Annotated in this window: 23 protein-coding genes and 1 pseudogene; 8 read left to right on the top strand and 16 right to left on the bottom strand. The window is 53.6% G+C overall.

Annotated elements, in window-relative coordinates; genetic code table 11:
• Positions 1-454: 454 nt before the first annotated feature.
• The 7 genes and pseudogenes from dapB to IM284_RS23370 all read right to left on the bottom strand — a co-directional run bounded on the left by dapB (position 455) and on the right by IM284_RS23370 (position 7,455).
• Positions 455-1,276: a 4-hydroxy-tetrahydrodipicolinate reductase gene (dapB, locus tag IM284_RS12790; protein WP_047367305.1), complete on the bottom strand. Its 822-nt coding sequence runs from the start codon at positions 1,274-1,276 to the stop codon at positions 455-457.
• Positions 1,277-1,481: 205 nt separating this feature from the next.
• Entirely contained in the window at positions 1,482-2,432 is a 951-nt protein-coding gene (gene ispH, locus IM284_RS12785; protein WP_028015471.1) for a 4-hydroxy-3-methylbut-2-enyl diphosphate reductase, read from the bottom strand.
• Between the two features lies 1 nt (position 2,433).
• Entirely contained in the window at positions 2,434-2,883 is a 450-nt protein-coding gene (gene fkpB, locus IM284_RS12780; RefSeq protein WP_003856450.1) for an FKBP-type peptidyl-prolyl cis-trans isomerase, read from the bottom strand.
• Between the two features lie 57 nt (positions 2,884-2,940).
• The gene (gene lspA, locus IM284_RS12775) at positions 2,941-3,441 is read right to left on the bottom strand and encodes a signal peptidase II (protein ID WP_028015470.1); all 501 of its coding nucleotides are present in this window, start codon (positions 3,439-3,441) and stop codon (positions 2,941-2,943) included.
• Positions 3,441-6,257 (bottom strand): isoleucine--tRNA ligase, encoded by a 2,817-nt coding sequence (ileS, locus tag IM284_RS12770; RefSeq protein WP_045631133.1) that lies wholly within the window; start codon positions 6,255-6,257, stop codon positions 3,441-3,443. Before ileS ends, lspA begins: the two co-directional genes overlap by 1 nt.
• Positions 6,258-6,302: 45 nt before the next feature.
• Complete coding sequence (gene ribF / locus IM284_RS12765) at positions 6,303-7,229, bottom strand: bifunctional riboflavin kinase/FAD synthetase (RefSeq protein WP_028015468.1); 927 nt, start codon at positions 7,227-7,229, stop codon at positions 6,303-6,305.
• Between the two features lie 7 nt (positions 7,230-7,236).
• A pseudogene (locus tag IM284_RS23370) lies at positions 7,237-7,455 on the bottom strand (DUF2575 domain-containing protein).
• A gap of 101 nt (positions 7,456-7,556) precedes the next feature.
• On the opposite strand from IM284_RS23370, the gene rpsT reads away from it, so the two are divergent.
• Positions 7,557-7,820: a 30S ribosomal protein S20 gene (gene rpsT, locus IM284_RS12760; RefSeq protein ID WP_003856458.1), complete on the top strand. Its 264-nt coding sequence runs from the start codon at positions 7,557-7,559 to the stop codon at positions 7,818-7,820.
• A 57-nt stretch (positions 7,821-7,877) separates the two neighbouring features.
• Here the strand turns inward: rpsT and nhaR are convergent, their stop codons facing one another.
• From nhaR to dnaK, 4 genes are all read right to left on the bottom strand, one after another.
• Positions 7,878-8,777 carry a transcriptional activator NhaR gene (gene nhaR, locus IM284_RS12755; RefSeq protein ID WP_028015467.1) on the bottom strand — a complete coding sequence of 300 codons (900 nt, stop codon included), beginning with the start codon at positions 8,775-8,777 and terminating at the stop codon, positions 7,878-7,880.
• A gap of 58 nt (positions 8,778-8,835) precedes the next feature.
• Complete coding sequence (nhaA, locus tag IM284_RS12750; protein ID WP_041911268.1) at positions 8,836-10,011, bottom strand: Na+/H+ antiporter NhaA; 1,176 nt, start codon at positions 10,009-10,011, stop codon at positions 8,836-8,838.
• Positions 10,012-10,181: 170 nt separating this feature from the next.
• The gene (dnaJ, locus tag IM284_RS12745; protein ID WP_047367304.1) at positions 10,182-11,327 is read right to left on the bottom strand and encodes a molecular chaperone DnaJ; all 1,146 of its coding nucleotides are present in this window, start codon (positions 11,325-11,327) and stop codon (positions 10,182-10,184) included.
• 87 nt (positions 11,328-11,414) lie between these two features.
• Positions 11,415-13,328 carry a molecular chaperone DnaK gene (dnaK, locus tag IM284_RS12740; protein ID WP_028015465.1) on the bottom strand — a complete coding sequence of 638 codons (1,914 nt, stop codon included), beginning with the start codon at positions 13,326-13,328 and terminating at the stop codon, positions 11,415-11,417.
• A gap of 497 nt (positions 13,329-13,825) precedes the next feature.
• Here dnaK and IM284_RS23755 point away from each other — a divergent pair, with 497 nt between their 5' ends.
• The 5 genes from IM284_RS23755 to satP all read left to right on the top strand — a co-directional run bounded on the left by IM284_RS23755 (position 13,826) and on the right by satP (position 18,693).
• Positions 13,826-14,098 carry a helix-turn-helix domain-containing protein gene (locus IM284_RS23755; protein ID WP_072058726.1) on the top strand — a complete coding sequence of 91 codons (273 nt, stop codon included), beginning with the start codon at positions 13,826-13,828 and terminating at the stop codon, positions 14,096-14,098.
• Between the two features lie 523 nt (positions 14,099-14,621).
• Positions 14,622-16,763, top strand: coding sequence for a glucosaminidase domain-containing protein (locus tag IM284_RS12730; protein ID WP_082131792.1), 2,142 nt, complete (start codon positions 14,622-14,624; stop codon positions 16,761-16,763).
• On the top strand, positions 16,738-17,382 hold the full coding sequence (locus tag IM284_RS12725) for a hypothetical protein (RefSeq protein ID WP_131701649.1): 645 nt from the start codon (positions 16,738-16,740) through the stop codon (positions 17,380-17,382). Before IM284_RS12730 ends, IM284_RS12725 begins: the two co-directional genes overlap by 26 nt.
• Before the next feature lie 13 nt (positions 17,383-17,395).
• The gene (locus tag IM284_RS12720; RefSeq protein WP_072058725.1) at positions 17,396-17,743 is read left to right on the top strand and encodes a DUF4087 domain-containing protein; all 348 of its coding nucleotides are present in this window, start codon (positions 17,396-17,398) and stop codon (positions 17,741-17,743) included.
• Positions 17,744-18,126: 383 nt separating this feature from the next.
• Entirely contained in the window at positions 18,127-18,693 is a 567-nt protein-coding gene (satP, locus tag IM284_RS12715) for an acetate uptake transporter (protein ID WP_047367303.1), read from the top strand.
• Here satP and IM284_RS12710 read toward each other — a convergent pair.
• From IM284_RS12710 to tal, 3 genes are all read right to left on the bottom strand, one after another.
• Positions 18,670-19,992, bottom strand: coding sequence for an MFS transporter (locus tag IM284_RS12710; RefSeq protein WP_028015463.1), 1,323 nt, complete (start codon positions 19,990-19,992; stop codon positions 18,670-18,672). The genes satP and IM284_RS12710 overlap by 24 nt on opposite strands.
• A gap of 122 nt (positions 19,993-20,114) precedes the next feature.
• On the bottom strand, positions 20,115-20,702 hold the full coding sequence (gene mog, locus IM284_RS12705) for a molybdopterin adenylyltransferase (protein WP_028015462.1): 588 nt from the start codon (positions 20,700-20,702) through the stop codon (positions 20,115-20,117).
• Between the two features lie 110 nt (positions 20,703-20,812).
• Positions 20,813-21,766: a transaldolase gene (gene tal / locus IM284_RS12700; RefSeq protein WP_047367302.1), complete on the bottom strand. Its 954-nt coding sequence runs from the start codon at positions 21,764-21,766 to the stop codon at positions 20,813-20,815.
• Positions 21,767-22,028: 262 nt separating this feature from the next.
• Here tal and IM284_RS12695 point away from each other — a divergent pair, with 262 nt between their 5' ends.
• Positions 22,029-23,459, top strand: a complete 1,431-nt coding sequence (locus IM284_RS12695) for a sodium:alanine symporter family protein (RefSeq protein WP_047367301.1) — start codon at positions 22,029-22,031, stop codon at positions 23,457-23,459.
• A gap of 66 nt (positions 23,460-23,525) precedes the next feature.
• Positions 23,526-24,299: a peroxide stress protein YaaA gene (gene yaaA, locus IM284_RS12690; protein WP_028015460.1), complete on the top strand. Its 774-nt coding sequence runs from the start codon at positions 23,526-23,528 to the stop codon at positions 24,297-24,299.
• A gap of 32 nt (positions 24,300-24,331) precedes the next feature.
• Here yaaA and IM284_RS12685 read toward each other — a convergent pair whose 3' ends face one another.
• Together IM284_RS12685 and thrC are read right to left on the bottom strand one after the other, a co-directional pair.
• Positions 24,332-24,625, bottom strand: coding sequence for a DUF2502 domain-containing protein (locus tag IM284_RS12685; protein ID WP_028015459.1), 294 nt, complete (start codon positions 24,623-24,625; stop codon positions 24,332-24,334).
• Positions 24,626-24,873: 248 nt separating this feature from the next.
• Entirely contained in the window at positions 24,874-26,160 is a 1,287-nt protein-coding gene (gene thrC / locus IM284_RS12680; RefSeq protein WP_045631128.1) for a threonine synthase, read from the bottom strand.
• Positions 26,161-26,163 lie beyond the last annotated feature (3 nt).

The following is a 26,163-nucleotide window of genomic DNA, read 5'->3' as shown; positions in this document are numbered from 1 at the left end:
AACACCCTCCAGAGAATATTCACTCACTTTATTTGCATATTAATTCATGACTATGTCATAGATCAATGCAAATGTGTTGCCAGCGGATTTTTGGCAAACGGCGGCATTCTGGAGATTTGGTGGGTAAAAGTCAACTTAAAACGGATATTTTGTTTATTCTTTTGCAGGACTGGAAGCTTGAATAGGATTTAATGGGCAAAAAGATCAGGTAAATCATCCTGGAAAACGCTTGCGCGGTAGGTTTTATGGAATTTAAGAGATGCGAGCGACAAAAAGTGGACCAAATGGTCAAAATTTACATTCAATTCACATAATAATGGCATAAAACTCAGATTTATGACCATTAACAATCAAAATCCATTTAAAACAAATAAAATAAGAGGGCAATAAATTATTGCCCTATGCAATCAATACATTACGACTGCAATAACCACATCACGATGGGTAATAAAGCTTACAAATTGTTGAGATCCAGCACATCTCGCATATCAAAAAGACCCTTTTCTTTCGATTTCAGCCACAATGCGGAGCGTACTGCGCCATTGGCGAACGTCATGCGGCTTGACGCTTTGTGCGTAATCTCAACACGTTCGCCAATATCGGCGAACATCGCCGTGTGTTCGCCGATGATATCGCCCGCCCGGACGGTTGCGAAACCAATGGTGCCCGGCACGCGTTCTCCGGTATGCCCTTCACGGGAATAGACCGCGATGTCTTTTAAATCTTTATCCATTGCATAAGCAATCGCTTCGCCCATCGCCAGCGCCGTGCCTGATGGAGCATCAACTTTATGGCGGTGGTGCGCTTCAATAATCTCAATGTCGGTGTAGTCGCCCATCACCTTCGCCGCTTTTTCCAGCAGCTTCAGCATGACGTTAACGCCTACGCTAAAGTTCGCGGCAAAGACAATCGCAATGTCGGTGGCTGCATCCTGAATGGCCTGTTTACCCGCATCATCGAAGCCGGTAGTGCCAATCACCATCCCTTTACCGTGCTGGCGGCAAAACGCCAGGTGAGACAGGGTGCCTTCGGGACGGGTAAAGTCGATGAACACGTCAAAGTCATCTTTCACCGCATCAAGGCAGCTCTGAACGGTAACACCTGTCTTGCCCGCGCCGGCCAGTTCACCCGCATCGGATCCCAGCAGGGATGAACCTTCACGCTCCAGCGCCGCGCCGAGTGCCACGCCATCCATTTGTATTGCCGCCTGAATCAGCTGGCGACCCATACGTCCACCCGCGCCCGCAATGGCGACACGGATCTGTGCATCATGCATAGTTATTCTCTTACGTTAAAATGATGTAAACCGTTTTCAGATTAACCAGCCTTCGTAAAGGCTGCCAACTGAAAACACCAATAATTAGAATTTAACGTGAAACCGACTCAGATATCAGTAAAAGACATGATTTTGTCGTCACGATAAAGTCCGGGGCAAAAAAAAGGCCAGCACAGGAGGTGCTGGCCTTTCATCAGAAAAGAAATTATTCAACTTCGCGGGCGTCGATACGCAGCTCTTTCGGCACTTCGAAGACGATATTCTCTTCGCGTCCTTCCAGCGGAACCGCTTCGCCCCCGCCCAGCTCCTGCAGACGAGCAATCACGTTCTGCACCAGGATATCCGGCGCGGAAGCGCCTGCGGTAACGCCAACGCAGGCCGCATTTTTCACCCACGCTTCCTGGATGTCCGTCGCGTCGTCGATTAAAAACGCCGCTTTCCCCATACGCTGCGCCAGTTCGGCCAGACGGTTGGAGTTAGAGGAGTTTTTAGAGCCGACAACCAGCACCACGTCCGCCTGTTCAGCCAGCGCGCGCACCGCTTCCTGACGGTTAGTGGTGGCGTAGCAGATATCATCCTTACGCGGCCCGACGATTTTCGGGAAGCGCTGGCGCAGGGCGTCAATCACGTCTGAGGTGTCGTCTACGGAGAGCGTGGTCTGGGTCATAAACGACAGACGCGCTTCGTTTTTCACGTTCAGCGTCAGGACATCTTCCGGCGACTCCACCAGGTACATTCCCCCTTCCGGGTTGCTGTACTGGCCCATGGTGCCTTCAACTTCCGGGTGACCGGCGTGGCCAATCAGAATCGACTCTTCACCGCGACGGCTGGCGCGCGCCACTTCCATATGCACTTTTGTCACTAATGGACAGGTGGCATCGAATACGGTCAGATCGCGGCTTTTCGCTTCGTTACGGACCGCCTGAGAGACGCCGTGCGCGGAGAAGATCAGGATCGCGCCGTCCGGCACTTCGCTGATCTGCTCGATGAAAATAGCACCGCGCTCGCGCAGGCTGTCGACCACGTAGCGGTTATGCACCACTTCATGACGCACATAGATCGGCGCGCCGTAAATCTCCAGCGCGTTTTCAACAATGCTGATAGCGCGGTCTACACCGGCGCAGAAGCCGCGCGGGTTAGCCAACAGGATCTGCATTTCAGGCCTCCAGTGCCGGATCGATCTCCAGCACTTCAACATCAAAATGAACGGTACGCCCGGCAAGCGGATGGTTGAAGTCAACGGTGATAGAGTCGCCGTTAATCTCGCGGATCACGCCAGGCATTTCGCTGCCGTCCATAGCGGTAAAGAGCATAATCGCCCCGATTTCCGGTTCGCCCGCGTCCATAAACTCGCGGCGCGAGAAATACTGAATCAGGTCCGGGCTTGGCACGCCAAACGCCGCATCCGGCTCCAGCGAGAACGCTTTTTTCTCACCCTCTTTCAGGCCCAGGAGCTGCTGCTCAAGACCTTCAGACAGGGAGGTATCGCCGAGACGAAACAGGGCAGGTTTGCCGTTATTGCGGGTGGATTCAGCCGTGGAGCCGTCATCCAGCTTCAGCGTGAAGTGAACGAGAACCGCGCTGTTGCTCTGTACGGATTTAGACATACACATTGCTCTTTAATGTTGTGCCGGGTGGCGCAGCGCATCACCCGGCATTGACAATTACGCCTGCTCTTTCGCTGCGGGTTTAGGCAAGAAGCCTTCCAGCACGATTAACGCCGCACCGATGCAGATGGCGGTGTCGGCCAGGTTAAAGGTCGCGAAGTGCCAGTCGCCGACGTAGAAGTCGATCATATCGACCACAAAGCCGTGCCACAGGCGGTCAAACAGGTTGCCCAGCGCGCCGCCAATGATCAGCGCGTAGGCGATGTTATTCAGCTTTTGCGTGGCCTTCGAGCGGTACATCAGCACAGCCAGTACCACGCAGATACCGAGAGCGATACCCGCGAAGAACCAGCGCTGCCAGCCACCGCTGTCGGCAAGGAAGCTAAACGCCGCGCCGTAGTTGCGCGCATAGTGCAGGTTAAGCGACGGGAACAGCGAAACCGTCTCCCCCAGAGCGAAATTCTGGAGGATCAGGAACTTGCTGCCCAGATCGATAATCAGCACCACCACAACCAGCCACAGCCAGCGCAGTCCTGTTGAACAGAGAGTTTTACTCATCAGGCAAACTTACGTTTTTCGCCGTCACCGGCGACGTTGCTTACACAGCGTCCGCAGATGTCTGCGTGTTCCGCCACCTGGCCGATATCGGTAGTGTAATGCCAGCAGCGCGGGCACTTCTCACCTTCGGCTTTGCTCAGTGCGACTTTCAGGCCTTTGAGCAACTCGCTCTGCTGAGCATCAGCAGAAGCCTCGGCATAATCCGCAACTTTTGCACCGGAGGTCAACAGGACAAATCGCAATTCATCGCCCAGCGCGGTCAGCTTCGCCGCCAGCTCCGGTTCGGCGTACAGGGTCACTGCCGCTTCCAGAGAGCCACCGACTTTCTTATCCGCACGCGCCTGCTCGATCACTTTGTTCACTTCACCACGCACTTTCAGCAGCTCGTCCCAGAAGGCATCGTTCATTGCTTCGGTGCTGGAGAGATCGAACAGACCTTCATACCACTCGCCGGTGAAGACATACTTCTCACGGTCGCCCGGCAGGTAACCCCAGATTTCATCCGCGGTGAAGGACATGATCGGCGCCATCCAGCGTACCAGCGCTTCTGCGATGTGGAACAGCGCGGACTGGCAGCTACGGCGTGCCACGCTGTCCGCCTTCGCGGTGTACTGGCGATCTTTGATGATGTCGAGGTAGAACGAGCCCATCTCGATGGAGCAGAAGCGCATCAGGCGCTGCACCACTTCGTGGAAGTCGTAAGACTCATAGGCTTTCAGGATATCTTCCTGCGCCGCTTTCGCGCAGCCTACCGCCCAGCGGTCCAGCACGACCATCTCTTCCGGTTTCACCATGTCTTTCACTGGATCGAACCCGTTCAGGTTCGCCAGCAGGAAGCGCGCGGTGTTACGGATACGACGATAGCTGTCGGCAGCACGCTTCAGGATCTCGTCAGACACCGCCATTTCGCCAGTGTAGTCGGTTGAGGCTACCCACAGACGCAGGATGTCCGCGCCCAGCTTGTTCATCACGTCCTGCGGCGAAACGGTGTTGCCGATAGATTTAGACATCTTACGGCCCTGACCATCCACGGTGAAGCCGTGGGTCAGTACCTGACGGTAAGGCGCTTTACCTTTCATCGCGGTGGAGATCATCAGGGATGACATGAACCAGCCGCGGTGTTGGTCGGAACCTTCCAGATACATGTCGGCAGCGTGACCGGCAAACTCCGGGCGCACGTCAACTACGGAGGCGTGAGTCGACCCGGAGTCGAACCACACGTCCAGGGTGTCTGGCACTTTCTCATAGTTGTCCGCGTCCGCGCCCAGGATGTCACGGGCGTCGAGATCCCACCACGCCTGAATGCCGTCAACTTCGACGCGCTTCGCCACTTCTTCCATCAGTTCCAGGGTGTTCGGGTGCAGCTCATGCGTCTCTTTATGCACGAACAGCGACATCGGCACGCCCCAGGTACGCTGACGAGAGATACACCAGTCAGGACGGTTAGCCACCATGGATTCGATACGCGCCTGGCCCCAGTCCGGGATCCACTGCACGCCTTTGATCTCTTTCAGAGACTGCTCGCGCAGGCCTTTCTGATCCATGCTGACGAACCACTGCGGGGTCGCACGGAAGATGATCGGCGTCTTGTGGCGCCAGCAGCACGGATAGCTGTGCTGCATTTTCTCAACGTGAAGCAGCGCGCCGCTGGTGCGCAGCATATCAACGATGATGTCGTTGGCTTTGAAGACGTTGATACCATCCAGCGCCGGATAGGTGCCAGGCAGGTAAGACCCGTCCGGGCCTACCGGGTTGGCAATTTCCAGGCCGTATTTAAGGCTGATGTTGTAGTCGTCAGGACCGTGGCCACCGGCGGTATGTACCGCACCGGTACCCGCGTCCAGCGTGACGTGGTCGCCCAGGATCGCCGGAACGTCGAAGTCCAGGAACGGGTGTTTGAAGCGCATCAGCTCCAGCGCGTCGCCTTTTACGGTGCCCAGCACGGTGTAGTCGGTGATATTCGCGCGTTTCAGCACGCTTTCAACCAGATCTTTCGCCAGGATAACCGCGCGGCCATCAATCTGCACCAGCGCATATTCGAACTCGCCGGAGAGAGAGATTGCACGGTTGGCTGGCAGCGTCCAAGGGGTAGTAGTCCAGATCACCAGAGAGATCGGGCCGCTAACGCCAGGCAGACCGAATTTACCTTTAATGGCATCCTGATCGACCGCTTCGAAGGCCACATCGATTGAAGGTGAAGTTTTGTCGTAATATTCCACTTCCGCTTCTGCCAGCGCAGAACGGCAGTCCACGCACCAGTGCACAGGCTTGGCGCCTTTATGCAGGTGGCCGTTACCGATGATTTTGCCCAGCGCACGGATGATGTTGGCTTCGGTTTTGAAGTCCATGGTCAGGTACGGGTGCGACCAGTCGCCCAGCACGCCCAGACGGATAAAGTCAGCGCGCTGGCCTTCAACCTGAGTGGCCGCGTATTCGCGGCACTTCGCGCGGAACTCTGCAGCGGTGAACTTCTCACCTGGCTTGCCAAACTCTTGCTCCACTTTCAGCTCGATCGGCAGACCGTGGCAGTCCCAGCCCGGAACGTAAGGCGAGTCAAATCCCGCGAGTCCTTTGGACTTCACGATAATATCTTTCAGAATCTTGTTTACTGAGTGACCAATATGAATGCTGCCATTCGCATATGGAGGGCCATCATGCAGAATGAAGGTTTTTTTGCCTTTTTTGGCTGCACGAATGATGCCGTACAGGTCATCATCGGTCCAACGCGCCAGCATTCCCGGTTCACGCTTGGCGAGATCGCCGCGCATCGGGAACCCTGTTTCCGGCAAATTCAGGGTTGATTTATAGTCACTCATCAGATTCTCGGTTCCGTATTTATCACGTAGGCAGTTAAGCCGGTTCTAAAGCCCAAAAAACTCGCGGGCCGTTAATTCATCTCGCGCGATTTGCGCCTTAAGTTCATCCAGCGAAGCAAATCGCTGCTCGTTGCGTATTTTTTTACGCAGTATTACATCTATATGGCGACCATAAAGGTCCATTACAACGTCCAGCAGGTGCACTTCTAGCTGTTGACGCACACCGGCAACGGTAGGACGCGTGCCAATGTTGGCAACGCCGTAAAACGACTTATCGCCCAGTCCTGCCACTTCCACCGCATAGACCCCTTTAACCGGGGAAACCTGACGACGCAGCGGTATATTCGCCGTCGGGAAACCAATCGTGCGGCCCAGCGCATCGCCATGAACCACGCGGCCAGAGATGGTGAACGGATGGCCCAGCAAATTTTCTGCCGTCTCCAGTTCATCATTAGCCAGCGCCTGCCGCACCGCCGTGCTGCTGACGCGCACGCCGCCTTCACAGAAGGTCATCGCGCTGGTGACGTCAAAACCGTACTCCAGACCAGCCTTCTGTAATAGCAAGAAATCGCCCTGACGACCAGCGCCAAAGCGGAAATCATCCCCCACGGCGAGAAACTGAACGCCAAGACGCTTAACCAGCAGGTCGCTGACAAAATTTTGTGCTGTCAATGCGGCAAAGCGGCGATCGAAACGCACACACAATACGTAGTCCACGCCGGACTCCGCCAGGTAGCGCAACTTTTCGCGCAGGCGAGTGAGGCGAGCGGGAGATTTATCGCCCGCGAACAGCTCCAGCGGCTGTGGCTCGAAAATCATCACCACAACGGGCAGGCCACGGGCCTCCCCTTCTTTACGCAATCCCTGCAACAGCGCCTGATGACCACGATGCACGCCGTCGAAATTACCAATGGTCAGCACGCACCCGTGTGGCGCTCTGCTGAGATTATGTATGCCGCGTATCAGCTTCATGTCTGGCTCAAAACAGTGAAAATCGCCAAAGTATACCTTGTACAGCGGTTAAGGTTAACCGGCGATTGTTCGCGCAAAACAGAAAGCCGTAATGATTTCATCAGGCTGACCTTTCACAGCGAAAAAATCTGCCCGTGAACTGCGATTTTTACGCCGAAAGGCTGTATTCACGAAAGACAAGCTGGTAGAATCCTGCGCCATCACTACGTAACGTAGCGTCGCTAATTAACGGCGCTTATTTGCACAAATCCATTGACAAAAGAAGGCAAAGAGGGCATATTCCTCGGCCTTTGAATTGTCCACATAGAACATATTTGGGAGTTGGACTTGGCTAATATCAAATCAGCTAAGAAACGTGCCGTTCAGTCTGAAAAGGCTCGTAAGCACAACGCAAGCCGTCGCTCTATGATGCGTACTTTCATCAAGAAAGTATACGCAGCAATCGAAGCTGGCGACAAAGCTGCAGCGCAGAACGCATTTAACGAAATGCAACCAATCGTGGATCGTCAGGCTGCTAAAGGTCTGATCCACAAAAACAAAGCAGCGCGTCATAAAGCAAACCTGACCGCGCAGATCAACAAACTGGCTTAATCGCTACTTGTTGTTGCTTGTTTAAAGAACCCGCTTAACGCGGGTTTTTTTATGTCTTCAGAATGCCGGTGGCGTAAACAGCGCCGAGTAGTCACGGTTGCAGATTCGCTGCACCGCCGGGTGTTGAATCATCCTTTCGGCGAATATGGCGTGGTACTCCTCCATCACGTTATCTACTCTGCCAATCTCCGTAATCTTATCGTCTGAATAGAGATCGTGCGCGTAGAGCGTTGGCGCCACGAAGATCGCATTATGCGCTTCGCCAAAGGCTTTCATCAGCGCCGCATCGTCGAACTCACCGAGGATCTCCACGTTCAGCCCCTGCGAATTAAACCAGTTCAGCAGCTTGCGTCCGAGCATGGAACGCCTGCCTGGCACCAGCAGGCGACGCTCTTCCAGACAGGCCGGGAAAGGTTTCTCCGGCGGTGGATTGATGCACCAGAAGCTCACGCCGCATTCGCCAATTTTCACCGAGAACAGCCCCTCCTGCTGCGTGGAGTCGATGGGGCAATCCGAGATAATCATGTCCAGCTTGTGCTGGCTCAGCTGCTCCAGCAGCATCTCGTGGGTGGATTCAAAGCAGCGCAGATGGATTTGTTCATCCTCTACCACAGCGGCATCCAGCACGCCGCTTACCAGCCGTTTGGACAGTGCATCCGCCACCCCCACGTCAAAGAGCAGGTTCGACTCTTTGCGGTAGTTGACGATATCCAGCATCTCCTGGCTGAGGGTGAACATTTTGTCCGCATAGCGGAAAACCAGTTCACCCAGTTCGCTGGGCTCAATCCCACGGCCCTTGCGCTTGAAGAGCTTACCCTGCAGCCGTTCTTCAAGGGCCTTGATTTGCCCGGTGATGGTTTGCGGCGTCAGGTAAAGCGCCTCTGCAGCCCCCACGACCGAGCCCTGTTTGTAAACGTGCCAGAAGTAGTAAAGATGGTTGTAATTCAAATGAGGCATCGCGTCTTCGCTCCCTGAGTGTGTATCGGGAGAAGAGTGACCTTCTCCCGGTGTTCCGTTATGCCTGGACGGCCTGTCCGGACAACTTCACCTTCAACAAAGTATACCCAATCACTGCCGCCAGTAATGACCCGATGAGAATGCCGAGCTTCGCCCAGACGATGAGCTCTGGCGCGTTTGCACCAAACGCCAGCGTCGAGATAAAGATCGACATGGTGAATCCAATACCGCACAGTATGCCGACGGCCATGATCTGACTAAAGGTTGTACCGTTCGGCAACGATGCCAGCTTCATCTTCAGCGCCAGCCAGCAGAAGAGGCTGATCCCCAGCGGCTTACCGATAAACAGCCCGGCAATAATGCCCAGCGGCAGGACAGACGTCAGCCCGTCCAGCGTGACCCCCTGCAGGGAAACGCCCGCGTTGGCAAACGCAAACAGCGGCAGGATCATAAAGGCGACCCACGGGTGCAGCACGTGTTCCAGCTGTTTAGCGGGTGACTTACCGTCCTGCGGCTTAAGCGGCACGAAGAAGCCCACAATCACGCCGGCCAGCGTGGCGTGCACGCCGGATTTCAGCACCGCCGTCCACAGCACCATCCCCACCAGGATATAGATACCGATGCGGCGAACGTTGAAGATGTTCAGCACCGCCAACACCGCAATCGCCCCTGCGGCTACGCTCAGGGACAGGATCGACAGATCGCTGGTGTAGAACAGCGCGATAATCACAATGGCGCCCAGGTCATCAATGATCGCCAGCGCCATCAGGAAGATTTTCAGCGCAACCGGCACGCGGCTGCCGAGCAGAGCTAAGACACCAAGCGCAAAGGCGATATCCGTTGCGGCCGGGATCGCCCAGCCGTCACGCGCGACAGGATCCTGCCAGGTAAATGCGAGAAAGAGCAGCGCTGGAACGACCATCCCACCGAGCGCGGCAATAACCGGGAACGCCGCGCGCTGGCGGCTGGCTAGCGAACCTAGCACCAGCTCGCGCTTAACCTCAAGACCAACGAGCAGGAAGAACACCGCCATTAGCGCATCGTTGATCCACAGCAGCATGTTCTTGTTAATTTCCAGCGCCCCGACCTTCAGCTCGACGGGCGTTTCCAGAAATGCGTGATAGAGATCGCGGGTCATGCCCAGGTTAGCCAGCACCATCGCGGCGGCCGCGGCAATAATCAGGATCACACCACCGGACGCCTCACTGCTAAAGAAACGGTGTAGTAATTTCATTTATGTTCTCTCTTTTACAACGATACCTCGATAAAACCATAATACCAAGCCAAATAGCTCGGCAAAAACAGATTAATATTGGGTATAGACTCAGTTTTACCGATCTATAACTGCAAAAAAAAGCCCGGAATCGCTTCCGGGCTTTTTGAAGTTAGACACCAGCTAACGAATTAGCGGGTCAAATCATCGAAGAATTTTTTGACGCCATCAAAGAAGCTTTTGGAGCGCGGGCTGTTTTTCTCACCCGTTGGGCCGCCAAAGCTCTCCTGAAGCTCTTTCAACAGCTGTTTCTGCTTGTCGTTCAGGCCAACCGGCGTTTCCACGACGACGCGGCACAGCAGATCGCCCTGCGCACCACCGCGAACGGATTTCACGCCTTTGCCGCGCATGCGGAACAGCTTGCCGGTCTGGGTTTCACCAGGGATTTTCAGATTGACGCGACCGTCCAGCGTCGGCACTTCGATTTCACCGCCGAGAGCCGCCATCGCGAAGTTGATCGGCACTTCACAATACAGGTTATTGCCTTCACGCTCGAAGATGGCGTGCTGCTTCACCTGAACCTGAACGTACAGATCGCCTGCCGGCGCGCCGTGCTCGCCTGCTTCGCCCTCACCCGCAAGACGGATGCGGTCGCCCGTATCAACGCCAGCCGGGATCTTAACGGACAGGGTTTTGGTTTTCTCAACGCGACCGTGGCCGTGACACTTGGTGCACGGATCTTTAATCAGCGTACCGCGACCGTGACAGTGCGGACAGGCCTGCTGTACCGCGAAGAAGCCCTGGCGCATCTGTACCTGGCCGGAGCCATGACAGGTTGGACAGGTCTGTGGCTGGGTACCCGCTTTCGCGCCGCTGCCGTGGCAAACGTCACACTCTTCCAGCGTCGGGATACGGATCTCTTTCGTGACGCCACGAACGGCCTCTTCAAGAGTGAGATCCATGTTGTAGCGCAGGTCTGCGCCGCGCGATGCGCGCTGACGACCACGACCGCCGCCGAAGATATCGCCGAACACGTCACCAAAGATGTCGCTGAAATCCGCACCGCCGCCAAAGCCGCCGCCACCGAATCCACCGCCGCCCATACCGCCCTGTTCAAAGGCCGCGTGGCCGTACTGGTCATAGGCCGCACGTTTTTGTGCATCGGTCAGGACTTCGTAGGCTTCTTTGATCTCTTTAAATTTTGCTTCAGCCTCTTTGTCACCCTGGTTACGGTCCGGGTGGAATTTCATGGCCAGGCGCTTATACGCCTTTTTGATTTCACGCTCTTCCGCAGTTTTCGGAACGCCTAAAATCTCGTAATAGTCTTGCTTTGCCATTGGTTTTTTTAAGCCCCTTAACATGCGAGCACGGGCGTGGAGAGTTCTCCTACGCCCGTGCCGATTAATTACCCTGCATCAGGGCGATTATTTTTTATCTTTAACTTCTTCGAACTCAGCGTCGACAACGTCGTCGTCTTTCGCGTTGTTCGCAGAAGCGTCAGCGCCTGCCTGCTGCTGTGCGTGCTGCTGCTGAGCGATTTCCATCAGCTTCTGGGAAGCCTGTGCCAGCTCCTGCATCTTCGCTTCGATATCCGCTTTGTCTTCGCCTTTCAGAGACGTTTCCAGCGCGGTCAGTGCAGCCTCGATAGCAGTTTTGTCTTCCGCTGGCAGTTTATCGCCCGCTTCTTCAACCTGCTTACGGGTGCTGTGCAGCAGATGGTCACCCTGGTTACGGGTCTGAACCAGCTCTTCGAACTTACGGTCGGATTCCGCGTTAGCTTCGGCATCGCGAACCATTTTTTCGATTTCCGCTTCATTCAGGCCAGAAGATGCCTTGATGGTGATCTTCTGCTCTTTACCGCTGTTTTTGTCTTTCGCAGACACGTGCAGGATACCGTCAGCATCGATGTCGAAGGTAACTTCGATTTGCGGCATGCCGCGCGGTGCCGGGTTGATGCCATCCAGGTTAAACTGACCCAGAGACTTGTTATCAGACGCACGCTTACGCTCACCCTGCAGCACATGGATGGTTACCGCAGACTGGTTGTCTTCAGCGGTAGAGAACACCTGGCTGTGCTTGGTTGGGATGGTGGTGTTTTTGTTGATGAGCGCAGTCATCACGCCACCCATGGTTTCGATACCCAGAGACAGTGGGGTAACGTCCAGCAGCAGTACGTCTTTCACTTCACCGGTCAATACACCACCCTGAACCGCCGCACCGATAGCTACCGCTTCGTCCGGGTTCACGTCTTTACGTGGCTCTTTACCAAAGAATTCAGCCACTTTCTTCTGAACCATTGGCATACGGGTCTGACCACCCACCAGGATAACGTCCTGGATGTCAGATACGGACAGGCCAGCATCCTGCAGTGCAACTTTCAGCGGCTCGATAGAACGGTTCACCAGGTCTTCTACCAGGCTTTCCAGTTTCGCACGGGTCACTTTGATGTTCATGTGTTTAGGACCGGTCGCGTCTGCGGTGATGTACGGCAGGTTCACGTCGGTCTGCTGAGCAGAAGACAGTTCGATCTTCGCTTTCTCAGCGGCTTCTTTCAGGCGCTGCATCGCCAGCGGGTCGTTACGCAGGTCAATGCCCTGATCTTTCTTGAACTCGTCAACGAGGTAGTTGATCAGACGGGTATCGAAGTCTTCACCACCCAGGTGGGTATCACCGTTGGTTGCCAGAACTTCAAAGGTTTTTTCGCCATCAACTTCGTCGATTTCGATAATAGAGATATCGAAAGTACCACCACCCAGGTCGTAAACCGCGATAGTACGGTTGCCGACTTCTTTATCCAGACCGTAAGCCAGTGCAGCCGCGGTTGGTTCGTTGATGATACGTTTTACTTCCAGACCTGCGATACGGCCAGCATCTTTGGTTGCCTGACGCTGAGCATCGTTGAAGTAAGCAGGAACGGTGATAACAGCTTCAGTTACCGGCTCACCCAGGTAATCTTCAGCGGTTTTCTTCATTTTTTTCAGCACTTCAGCAGAGATCTGCGGTGGTGCCGTTTTGGTGCCTTTCACATCAAGCCACGCATCGCCGTTATCTGCTGCGATGATTTTGTAAGGCATAATAGAAACGTCACGCTGAACTTCTTCGTCCTGGAAGCGGCGGCCAATCAGGCGTTTGATCGCAAACAGGGTGTTTTGCGGGTTTGTCACTGCCTGACGTTTAGCCGGCTGACCAACCAGAGTTTCACCATCCTGGGTATAAGCAATGATAGAAGGCGTGGTGCGATCGCCCTCGGCGTTCTCCAGCACGCGTGCAGTAGTGCCGTCCATAATCGCTACACAAGAGTTGGTAGTACCCAGGTCGATACCAATAATTTTACCCATCTAAACGTCTCCACTAAAAATTCAGTCAACATGTGGTTGTGTACCTGTAATAAGGGCAGAACGTGCTTTTTCAACTGCCCAGATTTGATTTTTTTCAGGTCCACACACTGCGGTTGACTACAAGATGGGGTCGCGACGGCATCCATCAAGGGGCAAGCATAAAAAAAATTTTAATTTCACCCTGATGAGATCATAGGCGGCGTCGATGCCGCCCATTATGATGCCGCGCCCCGTCAGGGAGTATTGACGCGGGTTTAACCATTTCACCATTTTAATGATGATTTTTTTGAGGACTTATGGGCAAGCCCATTTTCATTTATACAAACGCAATCTCTCGCATTCGAATGTGATAATGATTCTCATTAAAGTTAATTTTCATCACAAGCCATGATAAAATATCCTCTGTGATAAATAACTTATGAGAGAACATACTGTGCTGTTACATTCCACCAGTCTTTAAACCACCATCTACCGATGAACGTAAAAAGCTGATAGCTATGCTCAAGAAGTCCAGATTAACCCTGACGACTTCGAGAATTCATCTTCTTCACCACCTGATGCAAACAAAGCTCCCACTTACAGCTTCCGACCTGTCACAGCAGGTTAATTTGCCCTTATCGACGACTCACAGGAACTTGTCCGCATTTGCCGATTTCGGGCTGGTGGATTTCATTGTCGAGCGCTCTAGTGTTGGTCGCTGGTTTGTAATCATCGCAGGACGCGCTAACTACTGTCCAGCTTGCAACTTAGCTTATAACACCGCTTACTGACAGACTGCGACCTAAAACAAAATGACCGGCTTAAGAACCTGATCCTGAAAGGCTGGCGGTTTCATCTTTCTGGCCCTTCTTCAGTACTTGCCAACCCATCGATGATTTCAATTACGCTGCAAAAGCCAGAAACTATGATCGAAGAAGAACTTAAGGTGCTACGCTCCAGAAGATCAGAGACTTACAGTGATGAAACGTTCAATGCAATGGAACAATTGTTGATACCACTTAGACGATGACGCCCTCACCCCTACTGATATTTAGTAAACATTAAGAAGCAACTATTACTAACGGGGAAAAACTGCCTGACCAATCTGACATTTCGTTATTGATATTTTTCATAGATGGCAAAACAAGACGGGAGGGATACTCCTGATGATTTTCAGCGGAGCATTAATACGTTGGAATACCTTAGGCTTTGAGTCTTCATTTTGTAACAAATTTGTCCACTTTTGAAAATTTGGGTTATGTCATAAGCGGTGTATTATGAGCAAATAACCATCATAAACCTAGGGATAGAAGGATGAAAATGGTACTACCTGTTGATGGCTATCGTTCAGCAACAGAGTTTATGGAGGCCTTACAGGGCAGTGAGGGTGATACTCACTGGTTGATGAAGAAGGCCGAACACTGGCATGGTGGAATCCATATTTATGACAGTTTTGCGGCTAATGCTGTATTTAAGCCCGGCAGCCACGGTCTGAAATGCATGGCTGATGGTCAGGTGGTCGCCTGGCGCTTAAATGATAATTACCAGACCGCTCCGTTTAAAAAGAAGATGCTGAAATTCAGCACCACCTTTGTTCTCATCAAGTCAACCTGTACCCCAGATAAAGACAAACCCGATAACTCACTGGACTTCTATACGCTGTGGATGCAGATAGCCCCGCTTTCTGAGTATGGGGTTACGGACACACCGACAGCCACCGTGACCGCCAGCGCATTGAAAATCCGTCAGGACAACACATTTTCGGGCTGGATGCGTAACGGAATGTCCCAGGGGATAAACGTTCCCCGCGATGCATTGCGTCACTATGAAGCTCCACAGGACACGCATACTACATTACCGCGCGGTTCAGTCGTAGAGATTGAACAAGAGGCGACTTTTATTCTTAACGGCAAACCGGCTCCATTTATTTTCATTACTGTTGTGTCAGTCCCCGAAGGAGCTAAAACCGGATTATCTGTCGGAGAGTCTGGCTGGATTTCTGGGTTGGATAAGTTTGTTAAGAGACAAGACATTACATTACCAGCGTGGATGCAGGAAGCACGTAAACATGGCGTATTTAATGAGGTCGTAACGGTATCCGTGGAAGATGCACTTCCGATTAAGGCCGGGGATGTTATAGGTCACCTTAGCCTGAACGAACAACCGTATGGCAATTCTCAGTATTTCTGTCATCTGGAAGTATTCAGCCAGGATGCACGAATGAAGGATTTTCTGACAAATAAGGCTGGCGTGACAAAAGGAGTCGCAGAACTGCATACTCTGGCGGATAAAATGCGCTGGCAGCATCGTGACAGAGATAATTCCTTTGTCGTGGCTGGTGTCGGCGGTGACCCTTCGCCAACAACAGCAGAGCGTTACACTCCCGAAACTCAGTGCCGCCGACTGGAGGCCGATGGAAAAACCTGGTATTACATTCCCGGCGAGTTGGCATGGATGGCGGCGGAAGATGTGGAGAGGGCAAATCAATTTGATCTTGAAAAACGGGGATTTATACCTCTGGAAGAGGAGGACGCCCCACAGAGCATTTTCCAGACTCCCAGAGAAAGCTGGCTACGACAAGCGTTCGGACGTCTTGAAGAATTAGCCAGGGGCGAAACACGGGATATGTATTCCTCCAGCTACACCGAAAAGTATCAGAAGCTGCTAAAGCAGATGGATTCAAACCAGGATGGTGTAATCGATGCAGGTGAACTATGGCGGTTTCTGCACAACCGTCAGCCACATATCCAGTATCAGGTGCAACGCCTGGTGGTGAAGCATCACAGCGAATGGCTTAAAGACGGTACATCAGCCCTTTGGCAGGCAGCGCTTGATGAACAGGCGAAGAAATATCCTGATCTGGCACTATTCAACCGTGACTTCATCAATAAACTGGTGTGGATGAAGGATGTACCAGAGATCCATAGCGATGAAGCTCTGTGGCATATGCATCCGGTGGTATTTCTTGATGCGCTAAAAATGCAGTCTCGAAGAGGTGTAATCAGACCTCGAAATGTCCAAGACTTTCTGGACATGGCTTCGGATTCAGCAGAACAAGCCGCTGCTAAATGGGGAGTACCAGCTTCCGTGTTACTCGCACAATCAGCTTTGGAATCCGGCTGGGGGAAACATGTCAAAAATAATGCATACTTTGGCATTAAAGGCAAATCACCAACTGGAAACAGTACGTCATTTGGCACAACAGAAGTCATCAACGGCAAGGTAATTCATATTAAAGATACTTTTCGTGCATACGCAGATTACGCGGAGTCGGCTGATGATTACGGTCGTTTTTTGAACGAAAACAAACGATATAAACCCGCATTCATTCACACGACTGAGCCAAACCAATTCATCACTGAAATAGCTAAAGCTGGCTATGCAACTGATCCTGATTATGCACCAAAACTTATCCGTCTTATGGAGCGGTATGATTTATATGAATTTGATAAATAAAATATTTTTTATATCTTCAGTTTGTTACTGCCTCTCTGCGCTTGGCTCGGAAAACGATGAAATGGTGCTAAAGGCATATGATGCTATCCATGATAACCGCCTAACGTCAGTCAAGGATGAATGCCTAGCATTTGATGTTGATGATAATAATGATGGTTATATTCTAATCCCTGTTCGCGAGAATCATTCAAAGCCACAATGCGGCGGCGATACTGGAACATCAGCAAAATTATTTGACCTACGCATAAGGAAATCTGATGGTCGGATTTACACAAACCAAGGAAGTGATCCAGATGATTTTAGAGCATTGCCTGCTCCGAATTCAAAATGCAGTGGCGCTAATAGAATAGCGGCTGCAATGCAGAAAAAAATACCGTCTGACAATTCAGGTTATGTCATTCACAATGCTGGGAGAACATATTTTTTTAGTGCACCTGATGAAAGCTGTAAGATTAAAGATCTCTTTTTAGTGCAAGGGGACTTAGTCAACGCTTATGCCGATTATAATGGTTTTTCCTCAATCATGTATTTCACAAAAAATGGCGATCCTGTGTCCGGTTGGATTCATTCAGACACCCTAAAACCCACAAGGGCAGGTATTGGTCCAAAAAAGCCGTAACGAAGGAGTGATAATGAGAAAATATTTCCCATTGGTCTTACTGATCTTAAGCAATCATGCCTTAGCCAGTAAGTTAAGATGCGGCTGGTTACAAAACCCCAGTCCAGCCAATCAGTGGCTCACCGATCGAGACGGTACATGGGATATTTCCTTGCAAGGTGGCTATTCTTCATCTGGAATAGAAAAACTAAAAGATTTTCCGGATGATCAATATGTCAGAACCAATGGAAATTACGGATATGGATGCTCCTGTATCAGGGTCGATGTGAACACCAAAGAGAAAAAAATCACTCAAATATACAGTTCCAAAGTACTCCCACTTGAGCGCTGTCAGTCAGATAAAAAACTCCCACTTCCCTAAACATTTAAGCATACGCGGAGGCATTCCCTCCGCGAGTATTATTTTTTCCGCTTAAAACCGCCCCTTCCAAGCATCCGTCGCTTACTAACGAAAGCCTGATGATTTTAAGATTGCCAAACCTAGCTTTAACAAACATATGAAAAGGTTCGGGGCCATCATGACCTCCAGTCTGGTTAGGCGGCGAAGGTTTTTAACATACAATCACAAAAACTAAGGAATAACTTGAGAAATTGTATTACTTACCAAGTAAAAAATTTTTTATTTCACCCAATCCAGATCATAGACGCAGCATCTCGCGCCCATTATGATGCCGGGCCGCGTCAGGGAGAACTGACGCGGGTTTAACCATTTCACCATTTTAATGATGATTTTTTTGAGGACTTATGGGCAACACTAAGTTGGCTAATCCGGCTCCGCTGGGCCTGATGGGTTTTGGCATGACCACCATTCTGCTGAACCTGCACAACATCGGGATGTTCCCGATGGACGGCGTAATCCTGGCGATGGGCATTTTTTACGGCGGTATCGCGCAAATCTTCGCGGGCCTGCTGGAATATAAGAAAGGCAACACCTTCGGCTTAACTGCTTTCACCTCTTACGGCTCGTTCTGGCTGACCCTGGTCGCCATCCTGCTGATGCCTAAAATGGGCCTGGCAGGCGCGGCAAACGCCCACTTCCTGGGCGTCTATCTGGGCCTGTGGGGCGTCTTTACCCTGTTCATGTTCTTCGGCACCCTGAAAGGCAACCGCGCGCTGCAGTTCGTCTTCCTGAGCCTGACCGTGCTGTTCGCCCTGCTGGCGATTGGCCACCTGGCGGATAACGAAGGCATCGTTCACGTAGCAGGCTGGATTGGCCTGGTGTGCGGCGCAAGCGCTATCTACCTGGCAATGGGTGAAGTGCTGAACGAACAGTTTGACCGCACCATTTTACCTATTGGTGAAAAACACTGATCCCTCTGTCGTGCCCGCCTCGCGGGCACGATATTCCCCCGCCTGCCGAAGCCAAACGCCTAATCCCAGCCCCATCAGCGAGAGCGCGAGTACATACCAGGCAGGCGCCATCGGCGACACCCCCATCATGACCGTGACCACTATCGGCGTCAGCCCGCCGAAAATGGCATACGCGACGTTATAAGAGAACGATATCCCGGTGAAGCGAACCTCCGGCGGGAAGGCGCGCACCATGACGTAAGGCACAGCCCCCACGACGCCCACGCACAGTCCGACCACGCCGTAAAGCAGGAACAGCTGTTCAGGATGACTGCCCGCAAGATGGTAAAACGCCCAGCTCGACGCGGCCAGCAGCAGGCTGCCGACAATAAAGGTCAGGCTGGCACCGAAACGATCCGCCGCCAGCCCGGCGGCCAGACAGCCAAAGCAGAGCATGATTGTCGCAATACTGTTTGCCTGTAAGGTCACGGCAGGGGCGAAACCGTACTGTTTCTGCAGCCACACCGGCGACATCAAAATCACCACCACGATGCCCGCCGACAACAGCCAGGTGAGCAGCATCGACACCACCACCGCTTTTTTATGACGCACCACAACGGCTTTGACCGGCAACTCCTGCGCCAGCGCTTTACGCTGCTGCATTTCGAGGAAAATCGGCGTCTCCTGCAGCCAGCGGCGCAGGTACATTGCCACCAGGCCAAACGCCCCGCCCAGCAGGAACGGAATACGCCAGCCCCAGTCGTGCACGGCCTGCTGCGTCATGCTGGTGTTGACTATCGTCGCCACCACCGACCCCAACAGGATCCCGACGGTCAGCCCCGCCGTTAACGTTCCGCAGGCGATCCCGATGCGGCGGGCAGGAACGTGCTCCGCCACAAATACCCAGGCCCCCGGCACTTCCCCGCCGATGGCCGCGCCCTGAAGAATGCGCATCAGCAGCAGCAATAGCGGGGCGAGAATGCCCATGGAGGCATAGGTGGGCAGCAGGCCGATGGCCAGCGTCGGCACCGCCATCAGCAGGATGCTCAGGGTAAACATCTTCTTACGCCCGACAAGATCGCCAAAGTGGGCCATGACGATGCCGCCCAGCGGACGTGCCAGATACCCGGCAGCAAAGATGCCGAAGGTTTGCACCTGACGCAGCCATTCTGGAATATCCGCCGGGAAGAAGAGCGCCCCCACCACGGCGGCGAAGAAGACAAAGATGATGAAGTCGTAAAACTCCAGCGCGCCACCTAAGGCGGCGAGCGTAAGCGTTTTGTAGTCCTGTCGATTCAGAGGTCGGGTGTTATGTGACATAGCGAACCATTGTGCATGTGTTGTGGATTATTTTTTACAGCAATCGTAAAGAAAAAATTACTATATCGTAAATCCATTTACACGCTACTGCGGCTGGCGCTAATGTCACATTTTAGTAAACTTCAGGAGATTGTCTCGCGGCGTGCGCTTTTAGGACGAAATGCTGCTACCACTTTGTCGTCAGTTTCCACGTACGGCCCGTCAAGCAACTGTATACAATACGGTACACTTGCAAATATGCCGTGCACGATGACGCGACCGTCCTCGGCTTTTAATCCTTCCAGCGTCTCTTTGATCGACTTTGGCTGCCCCGGCAGGTTCAGTATCAGCGCCTGTTTGCGGATCACCCCCACCTGGCGGGAAAGGATTGCCGTCGGGACAAAGTGTAGACTGATCTGGCGCATCTGTTCGCCGAAGCCCGGCATTTCACGGTCGGCGATAGCCAGCGTCGCGTCCGGCGTCACGTCGCGACGCGCGGGGCCGGTTCCACCCGTGGTGAGCACAAGGTGACAGCTCATCTCATCCACCAGCTCACACAGGGTCTGCTCAATGATCGGCTGTTCGTCGGGGATAAGGCGAGTCTGGATCTCAAACGGGGTGGTCAGCGCGCTTGCCAGCCACTCTTCCAGAGCGGGGATGCCTTTATCCTGGTAAACGCCGCTGGAGGCGCGGTCAGAAATCGACACTAAGCCGATGCGTAAGGTATTCATATCCATTCCATTCAAAGAGTACTGATTAAAGGGAATGATACACGCAGAGAGGAAATTCAGACAGGGGACGAAAGAAGTCGCGTGACCGGGAGCCCGGTCACGCAGAATGATTACAGCAGGTCGCCGATCATTTTTTCCAGTTTGCCCTGGTCAACGGCAAACTTACGGATACCGTCCGCCAGCTTGTCTACCGCCATTGGATCCTGGTTGTGCTGCCACAGGAACTCGGATTCAGTGATGCGCTCCGGGCGTGCTTTCACTTCACCAGTGTAGGACAGTTTACGCTCCAGAGTACCTTCGCTTTCTGCCAGCTCTTTCAGCAGCGCAGGCGCGATGGTCAGACGGTCACAGCCAGCCAGCTCGATGATTTCACCGACGTTACGGAAGCTTGCGCCCATAACCACGGTCTCATAGCCGTGCTGCTTGTAGTATTCGTAGATTTCAGTCACGGAAATCACGCCTGGATCTTCAGCCGGTGCGTACTCTTTCTTATCGGTATTGGCTTTGTACCAGTCCAGAATACGGCCCACGAACGGAGAAATCAGGTATACGCCCGCCTCTGCACACGCACGCGCCTGCGCGAAGGAGAACAGCAGGGTCAGGTTACAGTTGATACCCTCTTTTTCCAGCTGCTCTGCCGCGCGGATACCCTGCCAGGTGGAAGCCAGTTTGATCAGGATACGGTCGTTGCTGATGCCCGCGTCGTTGTACAGTTTGATTAGACGTTTCGCTTTGGCGATAGACGCTTCGGTGTCGTAGGAGAGACGCGCATCCACTTCGGTAGAGATACGGCCAGGAACCAGTTTCAGAATTTCCAGACCGATGTTCACCGCCAGTTTGTCGGTGGCATCAACAATCTGCTGCGCGCGGTCGTTGCTCTGCGCTTTCGCCCAGGTCACTGCGTCGTCAATCAGTTTGCGATACTCAGGGATCTGTGCGGCGTTAAGGATCAGAGAAGGGTTAGTTGTGGCATCCTGCGGCTGGTACAGCTTCATTGCCGCGATATCTCCGGTGTCAGCTACGACAGTGGTGAACTGACGAAGGGAGGTCAATTTATCCGTCATGATAGTGTTTCTCTTTTAACGTGCCCTGGATAATTCACGCTACCGACAGCATGCCTGCAGCGGAAAAATGACAGGTTTACTTGTTAGGGGGATGTAACCGGTCTGCCCTGATGATAACACGACGGAGGGGTAGCGCAACCGCAGACAGTGCGCTTAGGCAGAGTATGATAAACTCAAAATATTAACAGGCTGCTAAGCAACAGCATGCCCAATCAGTGGTAGCGCTTACATATTCACGTTGGCATCAACAAGAGGGACGTTAATGCCTGATTTCCTTTTCTTTATTAACGAAGTCCTCTGGGGTTCGATAATGATCTACCTGCTTCTGGGAGCAGGTATCTGGTTTACGCTACGCAGTGGGTTTATCCAGTTTCGCTATATTCGCAAGTTTGGCAGAAGTCTGAAAAACAGCGTCACGCCCCAGCCGGGCGGATTAACGTCGTTTCAGGCGCTGTGTACCAGCCTGGCTGCCCGCCTCGGTAGCGGAAACCTGGCAGGCGTTGCGCTGGCCATCAGCGCCGGTGGGCCAGGCGCGGTGTTCTGGATGTGGGTCACGGCGCTTCTCGGAATGGCTACCTCTTTTGCCGAAAGTTCGCTGGCGCAGCTCTACAAAGAGAAAGACAGAAACGGGCAGTTTCGCGGCGGTCCGGCCTGGTATATGGCGCGTGGCTTAGGAATGCGCTGGATGGGCGTTCTGTTCTCGCTTTTTTTACTGCTCGCGTACGGTCTTATTTTTAATACCGTGCAGTCAAATTCCGTCGCCCATGCCCTGCGCTATACCTTCTCCTGCCCGGAGTGGATCACCGGCATCGGTTTAGCCCTCTTTGTTTTGCTCACCATTTCTGCCGGCCTGAAAGGCGTTGCCCGCCTGATGCAGTGGCTGGTTCCCATCATGGCGTTGCTCTGGGTTGCCGCGAGCCTGGTCGTCGCTGCGCTGCATGCCGACCAGGTTCCGGGCGTGATTGCGACCATCTTTAAAAGCGCCTTTGGCTGGCGTGAGGTGGCCTCAGGCGCGCTGGGTTACACCCTGAGCCAGGCTCTGATGGCAGGTTTTCAGCGAGGCATGTTCTCCAATGAAGCCGGGATGGGCTCCACTCCCAACGCCGCCGCGGCCGCCTCTTCCTGGCCGCCGCACCCGGCAGCGCAGGGTATCGTGCAGATGATAGGCGTGTTTATGGATACCGTTATTATCTGTTCCGCCAGCGCCATGATCCTCCTGCTGGCCGGTCCTGCCGCGCATGACTCGGATATCGACGGAATACAGCTTCTCCAGCAGGCGCTGGTGAACCTGACCGGCGGCTGGGGTTCGGGATTTGTCTCGCTCATTCTGATGCTGTTCGCCTTCAGTTCGATTGTGGTGAATTACCTGTATGCCGAAAATAACCTTATCTTCCTGAAATACGACTCTCGTCCGGCCATCCTCCTGCTTCGCCTGGGCGTAGTACTGATGGTGATCGCGGGCTCCCTTCTGAATATGCCGCTGGTCTGGCAGCTGGCGGATGTCATTATGGCGCTAATGGCAATCACTAACCTGACGGCGATCCTGCTGCTCTCGCCCGTTGTGAACCTTATTGCCAGGGATTATCTTCGCCAGCGCAAGCTGGGCGTTCCCCCGGTATTTGATGCCGCACGCTATCCCGAAATTCAGTCACAGCTTGCCCCCGGCACCTGGGATGATTTGCCCCGGCGATAACAGCTATCGATCAATTCAGGGCGATTTTTTGTTAAAGTCGCTCTAAATTTCCTGCAAGGACTGGATATGCTGATTCTGATTTCACCTGCAAAAACGCTCGACTACCAGAGCCCGCTCGCCACCGAGCGTTATACCCAGCCAGAACTGCTGGACTATTCGCAACAGCTGATCCGCGAAGCGCGCAAGCTCTCTGCGCCGCAAATCGCCTCGCTGATGAGCATCAGCGACAAGCTGGCAGACCTGAACGCGACCCGGTTCCACGAGTGGCACCCGGATTTCACCCCCGCCAACGCGCGCCAGGCGATCCTGGCGTTTAAGGGCGATGTTTACACCGGCCTGCAGGCGGAAGATTTTAGCGAAGCCGACTTTGATTTTGCCCAGCAGCATCTGCGCATGCTGTCGGGCCTGTATGGCGTACTGCGCCCGCTGGATCTGATGCAGCCATATCGTCTGGAGATGGGGATTCGCCTGGAAAACGCCAAAGGCAAAGACCTTTACCATTTCTGGGGCGACATCATCACCGACAAGCTGAACGCGGCGCTGCATGCTCAGGGTGATAACGTGGTGGTTAACCTGGCATCCGATGAGTACTACAAGTCGGTGAAGCCTAAAAAGCTGAACGCGGAGATCGTTAAGCCGGTCTTCCTTGATGAGAAGAACGGCAAGTTCAAGGTCATCAGCTTCTATGCGAAAAAAGCGCGTGGCCTGATGAGCCGCTACATCATTCAGAACCGCCTGACGAAGCCGGAGCAGTTAACGGGATTCAACACCGACGGCTATTTCTTTGACGAGGCGTCGTCAGGGAAAGGTGAGCTGGTATTTAAGCGCCACGAGCAGTAAAACTAAACCCCGCCATCTGGCGGGGTTTTGCGTTAATGGTGCTTCCAGTCCGGGCCCGGACGGTGGTCGTCGTGATGATGGTCGTGTCGGTCATCACGATCGCGATGCTCGTCATGCGGACGCCAATGGTTATCGCGCCAGTCATAATGCGCCTTCCACCAGTCGTGGTCGCGCCAGCGGCCGCCATCCCAGTAATGCCCGCTATTGTCCCGATCGCCAATCTGCAGTTTTACCGCAGGTACGAGAGTAATTTCAGATGCCTGTACCGCCATGGGGGCGACCAGCACCAGAGAAAGCGCGATGAGTGCAGGTTTTAGTGTAGACACAGGTGACTCCTTATTCTTCTTGCCCAACGTGGGCCGATGTAAGGAGAGTACGCGAGGGGAACGGTGGATGTTATTCTCTGCAATCCTAAATGCTAAGTGACCGCATTTATTGGGAATTTCTGCTTTTTTCCTGCAATTTTTCTCCTTAATTTCTTCATAAAAAAAGCCGGGTGGCGCTGCGCTTACCCGGCCTACGGTCATCTCGTCGTTGTAGGCCCGGTAAGGCGTAGCGCCACCGGGCAACAAAATCACGCGCGCGTCATCATCAGATTCCGCAGTGCCGCAAAATCCGCCGGCAGCTCATGAGACAGCAGCGGCAGGTCGGCGCGCTCGGCCAGCTCTTTTGGCAGCGGCAGCGTTTCGCCCAGAATATCTTCCACGCTCTCTTTGAACTTCGCCGGATGCGCGGTGCCCAGGAACAGGCCATATTCACCCGGGTTAAGCTGGTCGCGCAGCGCGCGGTAAGCAATTGCCGCGTGCGGCTCAGAGGTGTAGCCCACCGCTTTCAGCTCGCGCATGGTGGCTTTGGTGGTTTCGTCCGTCACCGCAGCGTAGCCCAGGTCACCCAGACGCCACACCTTGCGGCGGAACAGCTCTTCCACGCGCGGCCAGTTGTTCGGCTGCGACACGTCCATGGCATTGGAGAGCGTCGCCTGCGTAGCGTTAGGCGCCCATTTGCCGTCTTTCAGGAAGCGCGGCACGGTATCGTTGGCGTTGGTGGCAGCGATAAAGCGTTTCACCGGCAGACCGAGAGATTTCGCCAGCAGCCCCGCCGTCAGGTCGCCGAAGTTGCCGCTTGGTACGGAAACTACCAGCTGATTGCGCGCTTCCTGCGGCAGCTGAGCCACCGCTTCGAAGTAGTAGCAGATCTGCGCCAGCAGGCGGCTGATGTTGATGGAGTTCGCCGAGTTCAGCCCCAGCGCGGCCTTCAGCTCTTCATCATCGAACGCCTGCTTGACCAGCGCCTGGCAGGCATCGAAATCGCCGTCGATCGCCACGGTTTCAATGTTGCCGCCGAGGGTGCAGAACAGTTTTTCCTGCAACGGGCTGATCTTGCCTTTCGGATAGAGGATCACCACGCGGACGTTTTTCAGGCCGTAGAACGCGTGTGCCACCGCCGCACCTGTATCACCGGAGGTGGCGGTCAGGATGGTCACCGGCTTGTCGCCGCTGATGTGGGTCAGCATCTGCGCCATAAAGCGGCCGCCGAAGTCTTTAAACGCCAGGGTCGGGCCGTGGAACAGCTCCAGACAACCGACGTCAGGCTCCACCTGCTTAACCGGAGCCGGGAAAGCAAACGCCGCACGCACGCGCTCTTCCAGCAGCTCCTGCGGGATTTCATCGCCAATAAACGCAGACAGAATTTTGGTGCTGCGGGTGACAAAGTCCTGCTTCAGCAGCTCATCGATTTCGGTCAGCTGAAATTCCGGCAGGTCGTGCGGGAAAAACAGCCCCTGATTTTTGCCCAGCCCCTGAGTCACCGCCTGCGCGAAGCTGACCTGCTCGTTATGATCTTTAAGGTTGTAGAGTTTCATTCG

It is taken from the genome of Enterobacter cloacae complex sp. P12RS, from assembly GCF_014895875.1.
Taxonomy (GTDB): Bacteria; Pseudomonadota; Gammaproteobacteria; order Enterobacterales; family Enterobacteriaceae; genus Enterobacter; species Enterobacter bugandensis.
Note: the sequence above shows the minus strand (reverse complement) of the source record. Positions and strands in the feature narration are given on the sequence as shown.